Source organism: Ferrovibrio terrae, assembly GCF_007197755.1.
In the GTDB taxonomy this organism is placed as follows: Bacteria; Pseudomonadota; Alphaproteobacteria; order Ferrovibrionales; family Ferrovibrionaceae; genus Ferrovibrio; species Ferrovibrio terrae.
In genome coordinates, this window is record NZ_CP041636.1 from 800,199 (window position 1) to 817,604 (window position 17,406).

The window sequence follows — 17,406 nt, forward strand, 5'->3', positions numbered from 1 at the left end:
CAGATTTCATCGATGATCGACAGCCTGGATCACCTGGTACTCACCGTGCGCGACATCGATGTCACGCTGCGTTTCTATGAAAGCGCGCTCGGCATGCAGGCAATCCGCTTCACGGCGAAAGATGGCGGCACGCGCGTGGCGCTCGGTTTCGGCCAGCAGAAAATCAACCTGCATCGCCACGGCCGTGAATTCGAGCCCAAGGCTGAGCAGCCAATGCCAGGCAGCGCCGATCTGTGCTTTCTCACGGCACGGCCGGTGGAGGACGTGATCGCGCATCTGGCGGCGCAGGGTATCGCAATCCTGGAAGGACCGGTGCAGCGCACCGGTGCAACCGGGCCGATCCTCTCGGTCTACATCCGCGATCCTGACGGAAACCTGATCGAGATCAGCAACAGGCTGACCGGACGCTGATCAATCCGCCGGCTGCCCGGCGGCAACAGCATTGACGCCCAGCGCGCGCTCGACGGCATCGTTGAGCGCGACCATGGTGAAGGGGCGCTGCAGGATCACGATCAGGTTTTCGATGTCATGCGAGCGGCGGCGCTGGATGGTGTCGCTCGACATCATCAGCATCGGCAGGTCGGGGAAGTCGCGCGCTACCTTCAGCGACAGTTCGACGCCATCCATGTTCGGCATCGCCACATCGGCCAGCAGCAGGTCGAACGGCAGGCGAGCGAGCTTGACCACGGCTTCGGCGCCGTCATTGACGACAACGACCTCGTGGCCGCGCTGCAGCAGCACACGCCGGATGAATTCGCGCACCGGCACATCCGTTTCCGCGACCAGTATTCGCGCCATCCACTCCTCGCCGACGGCAGTCGCACGGCGTGGGCAGTTCTGCCCGGCGACAGCCACCTATTCTGGAATCAGCTTGGTCAAGCTATGGGTACTGAAGCCGGCGAATCCGCCCGAACCGGCATGCCGCGAATCCTACCCCAACGGGTGATGAATGAAAACGTGCATTCTGGGCCCTGCGCAACCAATGGGTGCTGCCGTACATCCCCGGATCAGGCCGGGGAATGACAAACCTGGTTTGGGTATTGCGGCGTTTACGTCGCCTTACGGCGTGGCCGCCTGGCTGGCGAAGGCGACTTCGAGATCGGTGACCTCGTCCCTGGGCGCCGGCAGCTGGACATTGAAGCTGAGCTTTTCATCGGCCTCGATGCTGGTCTGCTCCAGCTTGACCGTGAAGGCGCCGAGATCCTGGCCATTGGCGCCACGCATGGCGATGCGGACAGCCGGCAGGAGGCGCTCGGTCCCGCTGACATTCACCACATCGCCCGACACCGTCACCTTGGTGGTGCCGCCATCCAGCACGGTGGCGGATTTCAGGTTGTGCAGCTCCAGCCCGAGCCACTGCGCCGCATCGACCGGGATGCCGAGCTGTTCGTAAAGCTTGGACAGCGGCGGGTAGAAGGCGACCAGTTCGATCCGCTTCTCGTAGCCGCCGCCGACCACGCCGCCGAGCAGGCCCAGCAGCAGCAGCCAGCCCAGCCAGGCCCAGGAAAACGGCTTTTTCGGCTTGGCCGCGGCACGCTGGACCCCGGCTTCGGCCAGGCGGGCGCGGCGGCGCTTGATCGCCTCGTCGGGGTCGTCATCCAGGTCGCCCCCGCTGATCGGCTCGTCCAGCGGCGGGTGCAGCGGCGGGCGGTCCAGCTCGGCATCCAGCAGGTCGTCGTCGAAACCGCTGATTCGCGGTACCGGCGGCGGGCTCAGATCGTCCGCAGGCGACAGGTCGAGATCGGGCAGGTCAGGCAGGGAGGGCGGGGGCACCACGGCCGAGGCCGGCGGCGGCTTGCCGCCGGGCGGCGGGGGCGGCACCCACTCGTCTTCATCAGCCTGGGCAGCGGCAGCCGCCATCTGCGCCAGCACCGGGGGCACAGCCGGTTCAGGCGGCAATTCGGGTTCCGGCCGCTCCTGGCGCCAGACGTTGCGGCAGACCGAACAGCGCACCTTGCGCGGCGCGTCGCCGAATGCGTTGGGGTCGACCTGGAAGCGGGTCGCACAGGCTGGGCAATTGAGGATCATGCCAAATCTGCCTGGTGCCAGCCCTTTTGCGTTTCCGGATGCTTTCCCTTATAGGACGGACAGGGCTGCGGAAGCAACCCCACTGCCTCGCAAGATATTGAAGTCATTGGCGGGCAAGGTCTTAGACGAAGCAAGGCCTTAGACGAATCGGAGGAAGCCGGGACGTGGTGCGATTCCAGAACGTCGGGATGCGATATGGCCCCGGGCCGGAGGTGCTGCGCGACGTCAGCTTCGAGCTGGCGACGGGCTCCTTCCATTTCCTGGCCGGTCCCAGCGGCGCGGGCAAGACCTCGCTGCTCAAGCTTCTGTACCTGGCGCAGCGCCCGAGCCGCGGCCTGATCAGCATGTTCGGCCAGGACGTGTCCACCGCCAGCCGCGCCGCCCTGCCGATGCTGCGCCGGCGCATCGGCGTGGTGTACCAGGATTTCCGCCTGCTCGATCACCTGAGCGCGCTCGACAACGTGGCGCTGCCTTTGCGCATCGCCGGCGCCGACGAGAAGCGCACGCGCGAACATGTCGTCGAACTGCTGACCTGGGTCGGGCTGGGCGACCGGCTGGAGGCGCGGCCGGCGACGCTGTCGGGCGGCGAGAAGCAGCGCGTGGCGATCGCGCGCGCCGTCATTGCCAGACCAAGCCTCTTGCTGGCGGATGAACCGACCGGCAACGTCGATCCCGATATGGCGCAGCGCCTGATGTATCTGTTCGTCGAGCTGAACAAACTCGGCACGGCAATCGTGCTGGCGACGCATGACACGCATCTGCTGGAGCAGTTCCGCTTTCCGGTGATGCGCCTGCGCGCCGGCGCGCTCATGATCGACAGGAATGCAGCGTGAGCAAGCCGCGTAAAAAAGCTCCGGTCTCTGACCTGCAGCTCGAAGCCGACAAGTCGGCGCGTTTCCTGCCCTGGGCGCTGGCGGTGATGGTGTTCCTCGCCGCATTGGCGCTCAGCGGCGCGCTGGCGCTGGATGGCACCATCGAAGGCTGGCGCCGCGGCGTGTCGTCGAAACTCACCGTGCAGATCGCCGACCGTCCGGGCCAGCCGATGGCGCCGCGCCTGCAGGCCGCCGCCGATATCCTGCGCGCCGTGCCCGGCATCGCCGAGGTGCGGATCGTGGAACGCTCGGCCGTCGAAGCCCTGCTGCAGCCCTGGCTCGGCAGCGCCGCCCTGCAGGCCGATCTGCCGCTGCCCGGCATGATCGACGTGACGCTGCAGGACAATGCCGCGCTGTCGGTGGATGCGGTGAATGCGCAGCTGCAGGCCGCCGTGCCCGGCGCGCGCCTCGACGATCCCAAGCCCTGGCTCGATCGCCTCGTTCAGCTCGGCCGCCTGTTGCAGTCGCTGGGCGGCAGCATCGTGCTGCTGGTCGGCATCGCCGCCGCCGCGATGGTGATCTTCGCGACACGGGCCGGGCTTGCGGACCGGCGCGACACCATCGAGCTGCTGCATCTGATCGGCGCGGAAGACGGCTATATCGCCCGGCAGTTCCAGCGCCATGTGGCGGCGCAGGCCCTGCGCGGCGGCATCCTCGGCGCCGGCCTTGCGGCGGCGCTGCTGGTGGGTATCCAGCTGCTGGCCGGCGGCATCGGCACCGGCCTGCTGCCGGGATTGCAGCTGCTGTGGTGGCACTGGCTGATGCTGCCGATATTGCCTCTTGGGGCTGCCGCTCTCGCCATCGTCACCGCGCGCTGGACGGTGCTCGGCGAACTGCGTGCGATGCTCTAGAGTCGTGCCATGCTGATTCTGCTCGACCGCGACGGCGTTCTGAACCGCGACTACCCCGACGATTACGTGAAATCGCCGGACGAACTGGTCATGCTGCCCAATGTCGGCAAGGCCGTGGCGCAACTGAACGCGCGCGGCTGGCCGGTGGCGATCTGCACCAACCAGGCCTGTGTCGGCAAGAGCATTATCGACGAGGCGATGCTGGGCCGCATTCACGAGAAGCTGTTCGACGCACTGGCGCGCGACAATGCCAGGATCGACGCGCTGTTCTTCGCCCCCGATCCGCCCTGGGCGCAGACCGACCGGCGCAAGCCCGGCCCCGGCATGCTGCGCGAGGCGATGCAGCGCTTTCGCAAAAGCCCGGCCGAGACCGTGTTCATCGGCGACAGCCTGACCGACCTGCAGGCCGGCGTGACGGCCGGGGTGCGGCGGATTCTGGTGCGCAGCGGCAAGGGTGCGCAGACCCAGGCGAAAGGCCTGCCGCAGGATGTGCTGCCGGTGACGGTGGCGGAAGACTTGCCGGATGCCGTGAACCGGCTGTTAAGTAACGTGCATGTTGATTGAAGTGACAGAGCCTACGGATCAGTGATGGCCCGCAAAGACCGCGACGACGAAGAGTCGACCCCGTTTTTCACCCGGATCAGCCGCTGGCTGATGCTGCTGGCCACCATTGGCCTGCTCTGGCTCGGCGGCGGCATCGCCTATGTCGAGCGCGTGGAATCGATTCCGGCCCCGGCCGAGACCAAGACGGATGCGATCGTTGTGCTGACCGGCGGCGCCGCGCGGCTGGCCACGGCGCTGCGGCTGCTGAATGAAAACAAGGCTGACCGCCTGCTGGTGTCGGGCGTGGCGCAGACCGCCACCAAAGCCACGCTGCTGCAGGCCGTGCTGCCGACCATGCCGGATGCAGCACAGGCCAGCAGCAACTGGCAGGGCATCGACCTGCAGCTTTTGTTCGACTGCTGCGTCGATCTCGGCTTCGAGGCCGACGACACCGCCGGCAATGCCGCCGAAACCGCCAGCTGGGCCGCGGCACGCGGCTACAGGACCATCCGGCTGGTGACGGCGAATTACCACATGCCGCGCGCGCAGGTCGAGTTCGGCCGCTATCTGTCGGGCATGACCATCGTGCCGCATCCGGTGCGCTCGGATGCCATGCGGGTGGAAGACTGGTGGCAGCGCCGGGCCGCGACCGTGTTCCTGCTCGGCGAATACAGCAAATACCTGGCAGCCCTGCTGCGCGCCCGTCTCGGCACCCAGCTGACCGCCACGCTGGAACAGAAACCGCAGACTGTACCGGTACAGCCGGCCGCTGCGCCGACCCAAGAGAAACCGACTGAAGAGAAGCCGCAGTAATGCTGCTGCTGCGCTCCCTTCTCTTCCAGGTTGCCTTCCTGTCGTGGAGCACGCTGGTCGCGCTCTATGGCCTGATCCCCCTGGCGCTGGGCAACCGCCAGCATCTGTTCACCATCGGCGCCGTCTGGTCGGACAGCATCAATTTTCTGCTGCGCGTGATCTGCAATATCCATGTGCGCATCGAGGGCACCGAGCATATCCCGCAGGGCGCCGCGATGGTCGCGGCCAAACACCAGTCGCTGTGGGACACCGCCATCGTGCTGCGGCTGTTCCGTGGCCCGGCCATCGTGATGAAGCAGGAACTGCTGAGCATTCCGGTCTATGGCGCGCTGTGCCGCGCGCAGGGCATGATCGCGGTCGACCGCGAGGGCGGCGCGAAAGCCCTGAAGCAGATGCTGAAGGATGCGCGCACTGCTGCCGCAGACGGCCGCAAGATCCTGATCTTCCCGCAAGGCACGCGCACGCTGCCCGGCGAAAGCGCGCCCTATCAGCCGGGCGTGGTGGCGCTGTATCGCGACCTCAAGCTGCCGGTCGTGCCGGTGACGCTCAATTCAGGCTTCTTCTGGCCCAAGCGCGGCGTCCTGCGCAAGCCCGGCACCATCGTGCTGCGCTTCCTGCCGCCGATCCCCGCTGGCCTTGATCGCGACACCTTCATGGCTGAACTGGAAACCCGCATCGAAAGCGCCAATGCGGCGCTGGAGGCGGAGACGCGGGCGACGCTGTCGTGAGCGCGACCCCGACGACCTATGCCTTCGCCATCCAGTATGGCCTGGGCGAATTGCAGTTCGATCTGCAGCTGGCCGAAGCGCTGATGTTCTCCAACATGGCGAACCGCATGATGGCCGGCGAAGGCCTGCCGTTTGCGGACTTCCGCCTGCAGATGTGGGACATGCTGGCCAACAGTATCGAGGCCGGCGACCATCTGAAGGGCGGTGCCGAGGCCAATGCGATGGCGATGGGCGCAGCCTGGCTGGCGCTGACCTCCGCGATGCACCGCGACCATCCCGCGCGCGACTGTTTCGTGCTGAAGCTGGGCGCGCGGGCCGGCGAGATCGGCGTCGAGATCGCAGCGGACAATCCCTATGCCGAGCCACATGACGAGCGGGGACAGATTTTCGCCGTGGCGAATGTCACGCGCGAGCTGTTCGACCAGGACACACAGATGTTCCGCGACTGGGCGAGCGGGATTCAGGCGGAGATGGCGAAGGCGTCGAACGATTTTGGCCACTAATTGTCTAGAAAAGAGGACAAAACTGGCGCTGGCCTTCAAAAACACCAATTAGGAGAACCGGAATGCAGGAATAATCTCACAATAATGACTCGGTTCGAGATTGTGATTTGAGTCAAATTTAAAGTGCGTTAGAGAAATGAGTGGGGAAAGTTTTGGGCAGCATAATGAGTGAAGAAAAGCTGCAAAATATAGATAGGCCATACGATGCAAGAGCAGTCGCAAACTTGCTTCTTGATATTGCCGACTCCAGAAATTTAAAGCTCACCCAATTATCACTTCTAAAACTGCTATATTTTGCCCAAGGCTGGTACTTGGCGAAAAACCGCACTCCTTTAATAAAGCAGGACTTTGAAGCTTGGGAATATGGTCCAGTAATCAAAGTAGTACGAGACGAATTTAAAGTTTTTGGTAAAAAGCCGATCACTGCCCGCGCGCATAAACTAGACCTCTATAAGAATGAACGAGTTCTAGTAGAACCGGTGCTTTCAAATCACGACACTAACTTTGTTAACGAAATTTTCGATGCGTATCATGTATATGATGCATGGCGATTATCCGGCATGACGCATGAAAAAGGCTCTCCTTGGGATTTATTATGGAATGCGACGGAGCCCACCGGACGACTCGCACTTAGAATTCGCAATGACGATATAAAGCGTCACTTTGATGGTCTTGGGGCCAGATTCCGGGTATCTTAAACTGTCACGACTCGGTGGAGGCATACCGGAATGAGTAGTGCGCTTCTCCTTAACGTTATCGATGTCGCCCGATCTCTTGGGGTTCAACCAACTCGCGCCACACCTGTTTCGGTGGCTGATTGGCTGTTGGCCGAATACATTCGGCGCCGCGCAGGTGGTTTTAACTACAATCGAGCAATCGACTGCACTTTCGACTTGATGAATGGCACTTGCACCGCCGCTCAGGCCGAACTGAAGTGTTTGTCCACTGGCCCTGCGGCTGGGCGACAGCAGAATGCCGAAGCTGTCAAAACTATTTCTGCATATGCTCTGGCTAATATTTCCAAATGCTACCGCATCGGTTTTGCAGCTGTTGCTGCTGGCAGGGTGAAGGGATACACGGCGTATATCGGCATCAAAGCACCAATCCTTCGCATGGCACCGGATCGGCCCGTTGTGGTCATGCCGGGCTATCGAATGTCTTACCGACCTGTCGAGACCGAGATCGACGTCGCATGCTCGATTGCTTTGGCAAACTTGGCCCGTGATGACTATTCCGACGCCGACTTTGAGTATTTGTATGCGGGCCCCGGGCATGATGGCACACGGGAGTTCCGCGCCATTCGTGGGCGCGATCGGAAGGTCTTCGATAAAGATGCGGTCGACGCCCTACTCGACGTTTACATTAAAGGTTTAGCGTTAGCGGCCGAGAGCGGTATCGCTCTTCGGGCTCCCCATCTTCATGGGTATAAGATTTTCGACCCTCGCGAGCCGGGCCTTTTCTGACCTGTGTATAACCTGGGATAACTTTGCCGCAGCCCCTTGCGGATCACGGGGATAAGCCCGATTTTCCAAGCCTTACAACATATTGATTGACCCACCCCGGTTGATCAATCTGTAGAAACATTAAGAGAACAATTGACTCGACTCACCGCAGCCCCGCGTTAGAGTCAGGGTGACAATTTCCAGCGGCGCCGGCCTGTCCTGCGCCGCTTTCCGTCTTTAGCGCTGTTTTCAGGATTTAACCCATGTCGCCCATCGCGCCGATTTCCCAGCAGATCTGGGACATGAAATACCGCCTGAAAGGCCCGGATGGCGCGCCGGTCGACCAGACGATTCCAGATACCTGGCAGCGTATCGCCAGGGCGCTCGCCGTGGCCGAGAAAGATCCGGCCGCGCACGAGCCCGGCTTCTTCGAGGCCTTGAAAGACTTCCGCTTCCTGCCGGCGGGCCGCATCGTGGCCGGCGCGGGCACCGCGCGCAAGGTCACGCTGTTCAACTGCTTCGTCATGGGCACGGTGCCCGACGACATGGCCGGCATCTTCGAGCATCTGAAGGAAGCCGCCCTCACGATGCAGCAGGGCGGCGGCATCGGCTATGACTTCTCGACGCTGCGCCCGCGCGGCGCGCCGGTGAAGGGCGTCGGCGCCGATGCGTCTGGCCCGCTGTCGTTCATGGATGTGTGGGACGCGATGTGCCGCACCATCATGTCGGCCGGCAGCCGGCGCGGCGCCATGATGGCGACGCTGCGCTGCGACCATCCCGATATCGAGGCCTTCATCGAGGCCAAGCGCGAGGCCAATCGCCTGCGCATGTTCAATCTCTCGGTGCTGGTGACCGACGCCTTCATGCAGGCGGTGAAGCAGAACCAGGCCTGGGAGCTGAAATTCAACGGCACGGCCTATCGCACCGTGCAGGCCCGCGACCTGTGGGACAAGATCATGCGGGCGACCTATGCCTATGCCGAACCCGGCGTGATTTTCATCGACCGCATCAACCAGCGCAACAACCTGCATTACTGCGAGACGATCAGCGCCACCAACCCTTGCGGCGAACAGCCCTTGCCGCCCTATGGCGCCTGCCTGCTTGGGTCTGTCAACCTCGCAAAGCTGGTGCGGAAGCCGTTCGAGGCCGATGCCGCGCTCGACCTGGAAGAACTCGACCGCCTGACCCGCGCCGCCGTGCGCATGATGGACAACACCATCGACGTCTCCAACTTCCCGCTGGAACAACAGGCGCATGAGGCGCGCAACAAGCGCCGCGTCGGGCTCGGCATCACCGGCCTGGCCGATGCGCTGATCATGGTCGGCGCGCGCTATGGCTCGGCCGCCTCGATCACGTTGATCGAGGCCTGGATGAAGCGGCTGCAGCGCGCCGCCTATCTCGCCTCTGTCGATCTGGCCCGCGAAAAAGGCGCCTTCCCGCTGTTCGACCGCGACGCCTATCTGGCTGGCGAGTCGATTCGCGAACTCGACGCCGACGTGCGGGACGCCATCGCGCAGCACGGCATCCGCAACGCGCTGCTGACCTCGATCGCGCCGACCGGCACCATCTCGTTGCTCGCCGACAACATCTCCTCGGGGCTGGAGCCGGTGTTCAGCTTCACCTACATGCGCACCGTGCTGATGCCCGATGGCACGCGCCGGCAGGAGGAAGTCAGCGACTACGCCTATCGCCTGTACAAGCAGCTGAAGGGCGAGAACATCCCGCTGACCGAGGCCTTCGTCGATGCGCAGGGCCTGGCGCCCGCCGACCATGTGCGCGTGCAGGCGGCGGTGCAGAAATACATCGACAGCTCGATCTCCAAGACCATCAACGTCCCCGAAGACATCGATTTCGAGAGCTTCAAGGACATCTACCTGATGGCCTACGAGCAGGGCTGCAAGGGCTGCACGACCTATCGCCCGAATGACATCACCGGCTCGGTGCTGACCATCAAGAAGGACGAGAAGAAAGCCGGGCCCGCCCCGCAGCAGCAGGCCGAACTGCCACTGGTGGCTGTGGCCAAGCCGGTGCAGGTGATGAAGCCGCGGGACCCTCTTGCAGCCGGCGGCGTGATCTACATGACCAAGCCGCTGGACCGCCCGGAAGCGCTGCCCGGCAGCACCTACAAGATCACCTGGCCGGATTCCGAACACGCGATGTACATCACGCTGAACGACATCCTGCAGGATGGCCGCCTGCGGCCGTTCGAGGTGTTCATCAATTCCAAGAATACCGAGCATTACGCCTGGACGGTGGCGCTCACCCGCATGATCTCGGCGGTGTTCCGTCGCGGCGGCGACGTGTCCTTCGTGGTGGACGAGCTGAAGGCGGTGTTCGATCCGCGCGGCGGCCACTGGATGGGCGGCAAATATGTGCCCTCGCTGCTGGCGGCGATCGGCGGCGTGATCGAGCAGCATCTGATCAGGATCGGCTTCATGACCGGGCCGGACGATCTGCGCGAGGAAAAGGCCATGCTGGCGCTGGCCGCCAATGCGGAAACGCCGAAGCCGCTGTCCGGTCTGCGCCAGTGTCCGAAATGCGGCCAGCCCGGCCTGATCAAGTCCGAGGGTTGCGATACCTGCACCTCCTGCGGCTATAGTAAGTGCGGATAAGGCAAGGCTTTACGCGCACGTAAGGCGTTGCCGCTAGGGAAACGCCTTGCATAGAAAAAGCCGATGAGTGCCAATCCGGCGATCAAAGCCGTCCTGTGGGATTTCGGCGGGGTGATCAGCACCTCGCCCTTCGATGCCTTTCGCCGCTTCGAGGCAGAGCGCGGCCTGCCGCGCGATTTCCTGCGCCGGGTCAACAGCACCAATCCGCACAGCAATGCCTGGGCCTGTTTCGAACGCGGCGAGATCGATTCCGTTGTCTTCGGCGAGCGTTTTCTGACCGAGAGCACGGCGCTGGGCACGGCCATTCATGGCCGCGAGATTCTGGCGCTGATCTCGGGCGACATCCGCCCGCGCATGGTGGCCGCACTCAAGGCCGTGAAGACACGCTACAAGATCGCCTGCCTGACCAACAACATGCCGCATGGCCATGGCCCGTCGATGACCGGCTCACCCGAACGCGCCCGACAGGTCGCCGAGGTGATCGCGCTGTTCGAGGTCGTGGTGGAGTCGAGCAAGGTCGGCGTGCGCAAGCCCGAACCGGCTTTCTACGAACGCGCCTGCAGCCTGCTCGGCATCCAGCCCGGTGAGGCCGTCTTCCTCGACGATCTCGGCATCAACCTGAAACCTGCCGCCGCCATGGGCATGACCACGATCAAGGTGACCGATCCGGACGCCGCGCTGGCCGAACTGGGCCGCATCATCGGTATGGAGCTGTAAGAGAATGAAGCCCGCAGACGCTTTGCTTGCCGGAAATTATGCCACGCTGCCCGACCTGGTGCGCGCCTATGCCGAGGAGCGGCCCGACCATCCGGCCGTGATCGACGGAGACGGCATGCTGACCTACGGCCAGCTCGACGCCCGTGCCGATCGTGTCGCCGCCGCCCTGCAGCGCGACAATGCCACCAAAGCCGTCAGCATCGTCAGCACTTCGCGCAACGACTATGTCACGGTCTATCTCGGCGCCTTGCGCGCCGGCCTGGCCGTGGCGCCGCTGGCGCCGTCGTCGCTGCCGGAACAGATCGTCGCCATGGCGCAGGATGCCGATGCGCAGCATCTGTTCCTCGATGCCGACAACGAACAGGCGCTCCGCGCCGTGCTGTCAGACCTGCCGCCGCGCCGCATCCGGCTCGATACGCCGCAATTCGAGCAGTGGCTGGCGCCGGAGGGCAGCAAGCCGGCACCGGCCGAGCTGAAACCGGAGATGCCGTTCAACATCATCTATTCCTCGGGCACCACCGGCACGCCGAAGGGCATCGTGCAGTCGCATGGCATGCGCTGGCTGCACATGCAGCGCGCCAATCTCTACGGCTATGACCGCGATGCCGTCACGCTGCTCTCCACGCCGCTCTATTCCAATACGACCCTGGTCAGCCTGTTTCCCACCATGGCCGGCGGTGGCACGGCCGTGCTGATGGCGAAATTCGATGTGGCGAAGTACCTGGAGCTGGCGCAGGCCCATCATGTGACCCATACGATGCTGGTGCCGGTGCAGTACAGCCGTGTCATGGCGCATGCTGACTTTGACAAATACGACCTGAGCAACTTCCGCGCCAAATTCTGCACCAGCGCGCCCTTCAGTGGCGTCCTCAAAGCCGATATCCTGAAACGCTGGCCCGGCAAGCTGATCGAGTATTACGGCATGACCGAGGGCGGCGGCACCTGCATTCTGGTGGCCGACGAATTCCCGACCAAGCTGCACACCGTGGGCCGGCCGGCCGAAGGCCACGATATTCGCCTGATCACCGAGGACGGCAAACCGGCGGCGCCCGGCGAGATCGGCGAGATCGTCGGCCATTCCGGCGCGATCATGACGCATTACCACAAGCAGCCGGGCAAGACCGCCGAAGCCGAATGGTTCGACGAGACCGGCAAGCGCTTCATCCGCACCGGCGACATGGGACGGTTCGACGCAGACGGCTTCATGCAGCTGATGGACCGCCGCAAGGACATGGTGATTTCCGGCGGCTTCAACATCTATCCAAGCGACCTGGAAGCCGTGCTGCGCGGCCATGACGCGGTGGCCGATGTCGCCGTGGTCGGCGTGGCCAGCGAACAATGGGGCGAGACGCCGGTGGCTTTCGTCGTGGTGCGGCCGGGCACGGCCGTCACTGCGCCCGAGTTATTGCTGTGGGCCAATGCGAAACTCGGCAAGATGCAGCGCATCTCGGCGATCGAGTTCCGCGACCAGCTGCCGCGCAGCGCCATCGGCAAAGTGCTGAAGCGCGAATTGCGCGATGAGTATGGCAAGGCGGCGACGCGACCCTAAATCTCAGGGCAGCGCTTCTTTACTTCCATGAGCAGCTTGTGCAGCGGGCCATCGGCGATGCCGAGCGCATCGAGATGCTGCACGGTATTGGCCAGATAGACCGCATTCGGTCCGCGCTGGCCGCAGCAGGTCGCGATCGTGTCGATCACCTGCCGCTCGCTTAAGTATCCGGCATACTGCTTGTGATGCGGGTCAGCCACGAAGGCCAGCACCGGAATACGCTCGCCGCCCTCGATCTCGGCGCGATGGAAGCCGGGGCGGTAAACACCCGTCACCATCTCGCGCCGATAGAGATAGTCGATCACGGCGGCCTCGTCGCCGCGCCGCACGCGAAAGGCGCGGCCGGTGCAGGAGCCGCCCGGCATCAGGCCGAGCACCAGCCCGGGCTGCTCCGGCGTGCCGCGATAGCGGTGCGACCAGACGCAGAAGCCGCGATGGAAACCCCAGAGCCGCGCATTGACCTGCCGGGTGAAGGGAAAGCCCGGGTCCCACATCAGCGAGCCATAACCGAACACCCAGAGCGGCTGGCCGCGTGCGACCTGGATCTGCGGAAACGGCGGCGCTGCCTCGCCGGGCAGCGGCTCCTCATGGTCGAAGGGAATATGCCGCTTCGTTTTTTTCATTTCTTCGGGCTGATATTGACCAGCGCCACGCCCGCCATCGTGGCCACCATGCCAAAGAGCGCCAGCGGGCTGAGCTGCTCGCCGAACAAGGGCCAGGCCACCAGCGCCGTGCAGGGCGGCACCAGGAAGAACAGGCTGGAGACTTTCGCCGCCGCGCCGCGCCTGATCAATATGAACAGCAGCGTGATGGCGCCGAGCGACAGCACGATGCAGAGCCAGCCGAGCGCGAAGATGAATTCGCCGGTCCACTGCACCTGCCGCGTTTCGAACAGCAGCGCCAGCGGTGTCAGCGCCACGGTGGTGGCAGCAAACTGGATCGCCGTGCCCGAGCGCAGATCGATCTGCGGGCAGTAGCGTTTCTGATACAGCGTGCCGACCGTGATGCCGACCAGCGCGATCACCGAAAGCGCATAGCCCCACGGCGTGCCGACGCCGAGATCGAGCTTGGTCCAGACCACCAGGATCACGCCGCTCAAGCCCAGCATCAGACCGACCCACTGCCGCGGCGTGACGCGTTCGCCCAGCACAGGCCCGGCAGCGGCAGCGACCAGCAGCGGCTGAATCCCGACGATCAGCGCCGAGATGCCGGCCGGCACGCCATGGAAGATCGAGGCAAACACGCCGCCGAGATAAACTGCCTGCAGCAGCAGGCCGGCCACCGCGATATGCCCGGCCTCGGTCCAGCTTTTGGGCCAGGGCGCACCGGTCAGGCCGGCGAAGACGCAGAGCAGCACAGTGACGGCGGCGAAGCGCAGCGCCAGGAAGGTCATCGGCTCGGCATAGGGCAGGCCGAATTTCGCGCCGATGAAGCCGGTCGACCACAGCAGCACGAAGACACCGGGCATCGCGGCGATAGCCCAGGTGCTGAACTGTGGCGCCGGGCGTGAAACGGAATCGGTCATGGCGTGTGGGACAGGATGTCGCGGGAGGTGGATTTCCAGTCAATATTGACCGGATAACCAACTATGGCAAGGCAGGCAGCCTGACAAGCCGGCCCCTGACAATTCGCACCGGGGCTGCTATACGGAGGCCATGCGCTATCTGGTTCTGACTGGTCTGATTCTTGGCGGCCTGCTTGGCTATTACGTCTTGTGGTCGCATCTTGCCGACCAGGTCGCTGCACAGGCCGACGCCTGGATCGAAGGCCAGCGCCGCCAGGGCCGCGAGGTCAGTTACGAAAGCCGCCGCCTCTGGGGCTTCCCGTATCGGCTGTCGCTCACGCTGACCAAGGCAAAGTGGGACGATCCGCGCCAGCCGCTGGCGCCCCGCCTGGAAGCCGAGGAAATCACCGCGCATCTGCAATTGTGGCAGCGCGAGCATGTCATCTTCGACCTGCCCGGCCGGCAGACAGCGATCTGGGGCAGCGCAGACGGTGCGGAACGCCGGGTCAGCCTGAACGCCGAACGTTTCCGCGCCAGCCTGGTGATCGATGGTGCCGGTAACTGGCTGCGCGTCGCTGCCGACCTGACCAAGCCGCGGCTGCAGGGCCCCGGCGATGGCGTCGTGCGTGGCGAATGGACGGCGGGCAAGCTGCTGCTGCATGCGCGCCGCGCCGAGAACGTGCCGCCAAGCCTGGACCTGGCAATGCAGGCCGAGCAGGTGATGATGCCGGAACAGGCGGAAAAGCCCTTTGGCCGCGCGGTACAGAGCCTGCGCCTGACCGGGAATCTGCGTGGTGGTTTCTACGGCAATACGACAGACGATCTGCTGGCCAGCTGGCGCGATGGCGGCGGCGTGATCGATTTCAGCACGATGGCGCTGACCTGGGGCAACCTGCGCCTCGCCGGCACCGGCTCGCTGGCGCTGGATCGCGACTTCCGCCCGCTCGGGGCGATGAGCGGCAAAATGTCAGGCGCCATCAAGGTCATCGAACTGCTGGAGGCCAATGGCCTGACTACGCCGCAACAGGCCAGCGCGGCGAAGACATCCCTGCTCACAACGGACGAGCAACCCGACAACAACGGTCTGCTGATCCGTCACATCGCACTGACGGCGCAGGATGGCCGGCTGTCGCTCGGCGACGACCCGCTGCTCAGCCTGCCTTCGGTTTTGCCGGGTCGGTGATTTCAGCACCCTGATCCGGGCTCTGGCGGCCGAAATCAGGCGCGGCGGTTTCCTGGCCGGCATCGATGATGGCGCGGCGAATGGTGCGCGTGCGCGTGAACAGGTTGAACAACTCCTCGCCCTCGCCCCAGCGGATCGAACGCTGCAGCGCGATCAGATCCTCGGTGAAGCGGCCGAGCATTTCCAGCACGGCTTCCTTGTTGTTGAGGAAGACATCGCGCCACATTGTGGGATCTGACGCCGCGATCCGCGTGAAGTCGCGGAAACCGCCGGCGGAATATTTGATCACTTCCGATTCCGTCACGGCTTCGAGATCATCTGCCGTGCCGACGATATTATAGGCGATCAGGTGCGGCACATGGCTGGTGATCGCCAGCACCAGATCATGGTGCCGCGGCTCCATCAGTTCGACCTTGCTGCCGAACGCGCCCCAGAAGGCCTTCATCTTCTCGACAGCAGTCGCATCCGTGCCGGCTTCCGGCGTCAGGATGCACCAGCGATTGCGGAACAGCGCGGCAAAGCCAGCCTTCGGCCCCGAATGCTCGGTACCGGCGACCGGATGGCCGGGCACCAGATGCACGCCGGCAGGCAGATGCGGCGCGACATCGCGGATCACCGCCTGTTTGCACGAGCCGACATCGGAAACAATGGCGCCTTTTTTCAGCGCGGCCGAGATATGCCCGGCCACGGCGGCATTGGCGCCAAGCGGCACGCAGAGCATCACCAGATCGGCGTCGCGCACCGCTTCGGCCGCATCGCCATGCACGGACTCGCCTAAACCAAATTCCTGTGCCTGGGCGCGATGCGCCTCGGAGGCATCGGCAATCGCAATGTGGCGCGCGAGGCTGTTTTCGCGCACGGCACGCGCAATCGACGAACCGATCAGGCCGATGCCGATGATGGCAACCCGGTCGAAGAGCGGCTCGTCTTTCTGCGACCCGGCCATGTTGCGGATCAGCCCTTGATGAACTTGGTGAGTGTGGCGATCACCTTGTCGTCTTCTTCCACCGTGCCGATGGACAGACGCAGGCAATCGGTCAGGCCATAACCGCCCATGCCGCGCAGAATCAGGCCGGCCTGGCGCAACGCCGCATCCGCGCCCTTGACCTGTTCGGCACCGCCGGGAAAACGCATCAGCAGGAAATTCGCCACGCTGGGCACCACCTCGATGCCGAGGCCCTTGAGCGCCGCGCCGACGCGCGCCAGTTCGGCGTCGTTATGGTCGCGGCTCTTCTGCAGCCAGGCGGTGTCGTCCAGCGCCGCGGCGCCGGCGGCCTGCGCCGCAGCATTGACGTTGAACGGTCCGCGCACGCGATTAAGCACCGCCACGATATTGGCCGGCGCATAGGCCCAGCCCAGACGCAGCGCAGCCAGGCCGAAAATCTTGGAGAATGTGCGCAGCACCAGGGTGTCGTCGCGGCCCGCCACCATTTCCATGCCGTTGGAATAGTCGTTGCGACTGACATATTCGGCATAGGCGGCGTCGATCACCAGCAGCACGCCGGCCGGCAGGCCGTCGCGCAGGCGCTTGAGTTCGCTGCCCGAAATATACGTGCCGGTCGGATTGTTCGGATTGGTGAGGAACACAACCCGGGTCTTCGGCGTGACGGCCGCGAGCAGCGCATCCACGTCGGAGGTGAAGTTCTTTTCCTTCGCCATCACCGGCGTCGCACCGCGCGCCTGCGTGGCGATCGGATACATCATGAAGCCGTATTGCGAATAGACCACCTCGTCGCCGACGCCCACATAGGACGCGCAGATCAGCGAGATCATCTCGTCGGAGCCATTCGAGCAAACGATATTCTCGGCCGGAATGCCGTAGTGTTTCGCCAGCGCGTTGCGCAGAACATCGACACTGCCATCGGGATAGCGATGCAGTTCGCCGGCCAGCTGGCGGAAGGCTTCCATGCCCTTCGGGCTCGGGCCCATCGGCGTCTCGTTCGACGACAGCTTATGCACCTTGGTCACGCCCGGTACGGCAGCCTCGCCGCCCTTGTAGGGCGCGATATCGAGAATTCCGGGTTGCGGCTTCGGTGCAGTCACGACGCAGACTCCTTCAGG

General features: G+C 64.1%; 19 protein-coding genes. 13 read left to right on the plus strand and 6 right to left on the minus strand.

Annotated features, from left to right (window positions below; translation table 11 throughout):
• The first annotated feature begins 12 nt into the window (after positions 1-12).
• On the plus strand, positions 13-411 hold the full coding sequence (locus FNB15_RS03725) for a VOC family protein (protein WP_144067415.1): 399 nt from the start codon (positions 13-15) through the stop codon (positions 409-411).
• Here FNB15_RS03725 and FNB15_RS03730 read toward each other — a convergent pair whose 3' ends face one another.
• Complete coding sequence (locus tag FNB15_RS03730) at positions 412-798, minus strand: response regulator (protein ID WP_144067416.1); 387 nt, start codon at positions 796-798, stop codon at positions 412-414.
• 261 nt (positions 799-1,059) lie between these two features.
• Positions 1,060-2,028, minus strand: coding sequence for a zinc-ribbon domain-containing protein (locus FNB15_RS03735; protein ID WP_144067417.1), 969 nt, complete (start codon positions 2,026-2,028; stop codon positions 1,060-1,062).
• 188 nt (positions 2,029-2,216) lie between these two features.
• Here FNB15_RS03735 and ftsE point away from each other — a divergent pair, with 188 nt between their 5' ends.
• From ftsE to FNB15_RS03790, 11 genes are all read left to right on the plus strand, one after another.
• Complete coding sequence (ftsE, locus tag FNB15_RS03740; protein WP_246068780.1) at positions 2,217-2,861, plus strand: cell division ATP-binding protein FtsE; 645 nt, start codon at positions 2,217-2,219, stop codon at positions 2,859-2,861.
• On the plus strand, positions 2,858-3,751 hold the full coding sequence (locus FNB15_RS03745; RefSeq protein WP_144067419.1) for a cell division protein FtsX: 894 nt from the start codon (positions 2,858-2,860) through the stop codon (positions 3,749-3,751). Before ftsE ends, FNB15_RS03745 begins: the two co-directional genes overlap by 4 nt.
• 9 nt (positions 3,752-3,760) lie before the next feature.
• Positions 3,761-4,315 carry a D-glycero-alpha-D-manno-heptose-1,7-bisphosphate 7-phosphatase gene (locus tag FNB15_RS03750; RefSeq protein WP_144067420.1) on the plus strand — a complete coding sequence of 185 codons (555 nt, stop codon included), beginning with the start codon at positions 3,761-3,763 and terminating at the stop codon, positions 4,313-4,315.
• A gap of 24 nt (positions 4,316-4,339) precedes the next feature.
• Complete coding sequence (locus FNB15_RS03755; protein WP_144067421.1) at positions 4,340-5,107, plus strand: YdcF family protein; 768 nt, start codon at positions 4,340-4,342, stop codon at positions 5,105-5,107.
• Complete coding sequence (locus tag FNB15_RS03760) at positions 5,107-5,835, plus strand: lysophospholipid acyltransferase family protein (RefSeq protein WP_144067422.1); 729 nt, start codon at positions 5,107-5,109, stop codon at positions 5,833-5,835. The genes FNB15_RS03755 and FNB15_RS03760 overlap by 1 nt, the downstream gene beginning before the upstream one ends.
• Positions 5,832-6,338, plus strand: coding sequence for a hypothetical protein (locus FNB15_RS03765; protein ID WP_144067423.1), 507 nt, complete (start codon positions 5,832-5,834; stop codon positions 6,336-6,338). Before FNB15_RS03760 ends, FNB15_RS03765 begins: the two co-directional genes overlap by 4 nt.
• A gap of 164 nt (positions 6,339-6,502) precedes the next feature.
• A complete protein-coding gene (locus tag FNB15_RS03770) occupies positions 6,503-7,036 on the plus strand; it encodes a Panacea domain-containing protein (RefSeq protein WP_144067424.1) in 534 nt (177 codons plus the stop codon).
• A 30-nt stretch (positions 7,037-7,066) separates the two neighbouring features.
• The gene (locus FNB15_RS03775; protein WP_144067425.1) at positions 7,067-7,801 is read left to right on the plus strand and encodes a hypothetical protein; all 735 of its coding nucleotides are present in this window, start codon (positions 7,067-7,069) and stop codon (positions 7,799-7,801) included.
• A gap of 242 nt (positions 7,802-8,043) precedes the next feature.
• A complete protein-coding gene (locus FNB15_RS03780; protein WP_144067426.1) occupies positions 8,044-10,392 on the plus strand; it encodes an adenosylcobalamin-dependent ribonucleoside-diphosphate reductase in 2,349 nt (782 codons plus the stop codon).
• A 63-nt stretch (positions 10,393-10,455) separates the two neighbouring features.
• Entirely contained in the window at positions 10,456-11,109 is a 654-nt protein-coding gene (locus tag FNB15_RS03785; protein ID WP_144067427.1) for an HAD-IA family hydrolase, read from the plus strand.
• Positions 11,110-11,113: 4 nt separating this feature from the next.
• Positions 11,114-12,658 carry a class I adenylate-forming enzyme family protein gene (locus tag FNB15_RS03790; protein ID WP_144067428.1) on the plus strand — a complete coding sequence of 515 codons (1,545 nt, stop codon included), beginning with the start codon at positions 11,114-11,116 and terminating at the stop codon, positions 12,656-12,658.
• On the opposite strand, the gene FNB15_RS03795 is transcribed toward FNB15_RS03790, so the two are convergent.
• Entirely contained in the window at positions 12,655-13,281 is a 627-nt protein-coding gene (locus tag FNB15_RS03795) for a gamma-glutamylcyclotransferase (protein ID WP_144067429.1), read from the minus strand. The two genes, FNB15_RS03790 and FNB15_RS03795, sit on opposite strands and share 4 nt — an antisense overlap.
• Positions 13,278-14,183, minus strand: coding sequence for a DMT family transporter (locus FNB15_RS03800; RefSeq protein WP_144067430.1), 906 nt, complete (start codon positions 14,181-14,183; stop codon positions 13,278-13,280). The genes FNB15_RS03795 and FNB15_RS03800 overlap by 4 nt, the downstream gene beginning before the upstream one ends.
• Positions 14,184-14,313: 130 nt before the next feature.
• On the opposite strand from FNB15_RS03800, the gene FNB15_RS03805 reads away from it, so the two are divergent.
• Positions 14,314-15,345 carry a DUF2125 domain-containing protein gene (locus FNB15_RS03805; RefSeq protein ID WP_144067431.1) on the plus strand — a complete coding sequence of 344 codons (1,032 nt, stop codon included), beginning with the start codon at positions 14,314-14,316 and terminating at the stop codon, positions 15,343-15,345.
• Here the strand turns inward: FNB15_RS03805 and FNB15_RS03810 are convergent.
• Positions 15,314-16,291, minus strand: a complete 978-nt coding sequence (locus FNB15_RS03810) for a prephenate/arogenate dehydrogenase family protein (protein ID WP_144067432.1) — start codon at positions 16,289-16,291, stop codon at positions 15,314-15,316. The two genes, FNB15_RS03805 and FNB15_RS03810, sit on opposite strands and share 32 nt — an antisense overlap.
• Before the next feature lie 8 nt (positions 16,292-16,299).
• Positions 16,300-17,388, minus strand: coding sequence for a histidinol-phosphate transaminase (gene hisC, locus FNB15_RS03815; RefSeq protein ID WP_144067433.1), 1,089 nt, complete (start codon positions 17,386-17,388; stop codon positions 16,300-16,302).
• Between the last annotated feature and the right edge of the window lie 18 nt (positions 17,389-17,406).

Coding starts and splice junctions, on each gene's coding strand:
- FNB15_RS03805 (WP_144067431.1), top strand. CDS start 14,314: ATGCGCTATCTGGTTCTGACTGGTCTGATTCTTGGCGGCCTGCTTGGC.
- FNB15_RS03755 (WP_144067421.1), top strand. CDS start 4,340: ATGGCCCGCAAAGACCGCGACGACGAAGAGTCGACCCCGTTTTTCACC.
- ftsE (WP_246068780.1), top strand. CDS start 2,217: ATGCGATATGGCCCCGGGCCGGAGGTGCTGCGCGACGTCAGCTTCGAG.
- FNB15_RS03800 (WP_144067430.1), bottom strand. CDS start 14,183: ATGACCGATTCCGTTTCACGCCCGGCGCCACAGTTCAGCACCTGGGCT.
- FNB15_RS03760 (WP_144067422.1), top strand. CDS start 5,107: ATGCTGCTGCTGCGCTCCCTTCTCTTCCAGGTTGCCTTCCTGTCGTGG.
- FNB15_RS03770 (WP_144067424.1), top strand. CDS start 6,503: ATGAGTGAAGAAAAGCTGCAAAATATAGATAGGCCATACGATGCAAGA.
- FNB15_RS03795 (WP_144067429.1), bottom strand. CDS start 13,281: ATGAAAAAAACGAAGCGGCATATTCCCTTCGACCATGAGGAGCCGCTG.
- FNB15_RS03730 (WP_144067416.1), bottom strand. CDS start 798: ATGGCGCGAATACTGGTCGCGGAAACGGATGTGCCGGTGCGCGAATTC.
- FNB15_RS03775 (WP_144067425.1), top strand. CDS start 7,067: ATGAGTAGTGCGCTTCTCCTTAACGTTATCGATGTCGCCCGATCTCTT.
- FNB15_RS03785 (WP_144067427.1), top strand. CDS start 10,456: ATGAGTGCCAATCCGGCGATCAAAGCCGTCCTGTGGGATTTCGGCGGG.
- FNB15_RS03810 (WP_144067432.1), bottom strand. CDS start 16,291: ATGGCCGGGTCGCAGAAAGACGAGCCGCTCTTCGACCGGGTTGCCATC.
- FNB15_RS03780 (WP_144067426.1), top strand. CDS start 8,044: ATGTCGCCCATCGCGCCGATTTCCCAGCAGATCTGGGACATGAAATAC.
- FNB15_RS03735 (WP_144067417.1), bottom strand. CDS start 2,028: ATGATCCTCAATTGCCCAGCCTGTGCGACCCGCTTCCAGGTCGACCCC.
- FNB15_RS03750 (WP_144067420.1), top strand. CDS start 3,761: ATGCTGATTCTGCTCGACCGCGACGGCGTTCTGAACCGCGACTACCCC.
- FNB15_RS03725 (WP_144067415.1), top strand. CDS start 13: ATGATCGACAGCCTGGATCACCTGGTACTCACCGTGCGCGACATCGAT.
- FNB15_RS03790 (WP_144067428.1), top strand. CDS start 11,114: ATGAAGCCCGCAGACGCTTTGCTTGCCGGAAATTATGCCACGCTGCCC.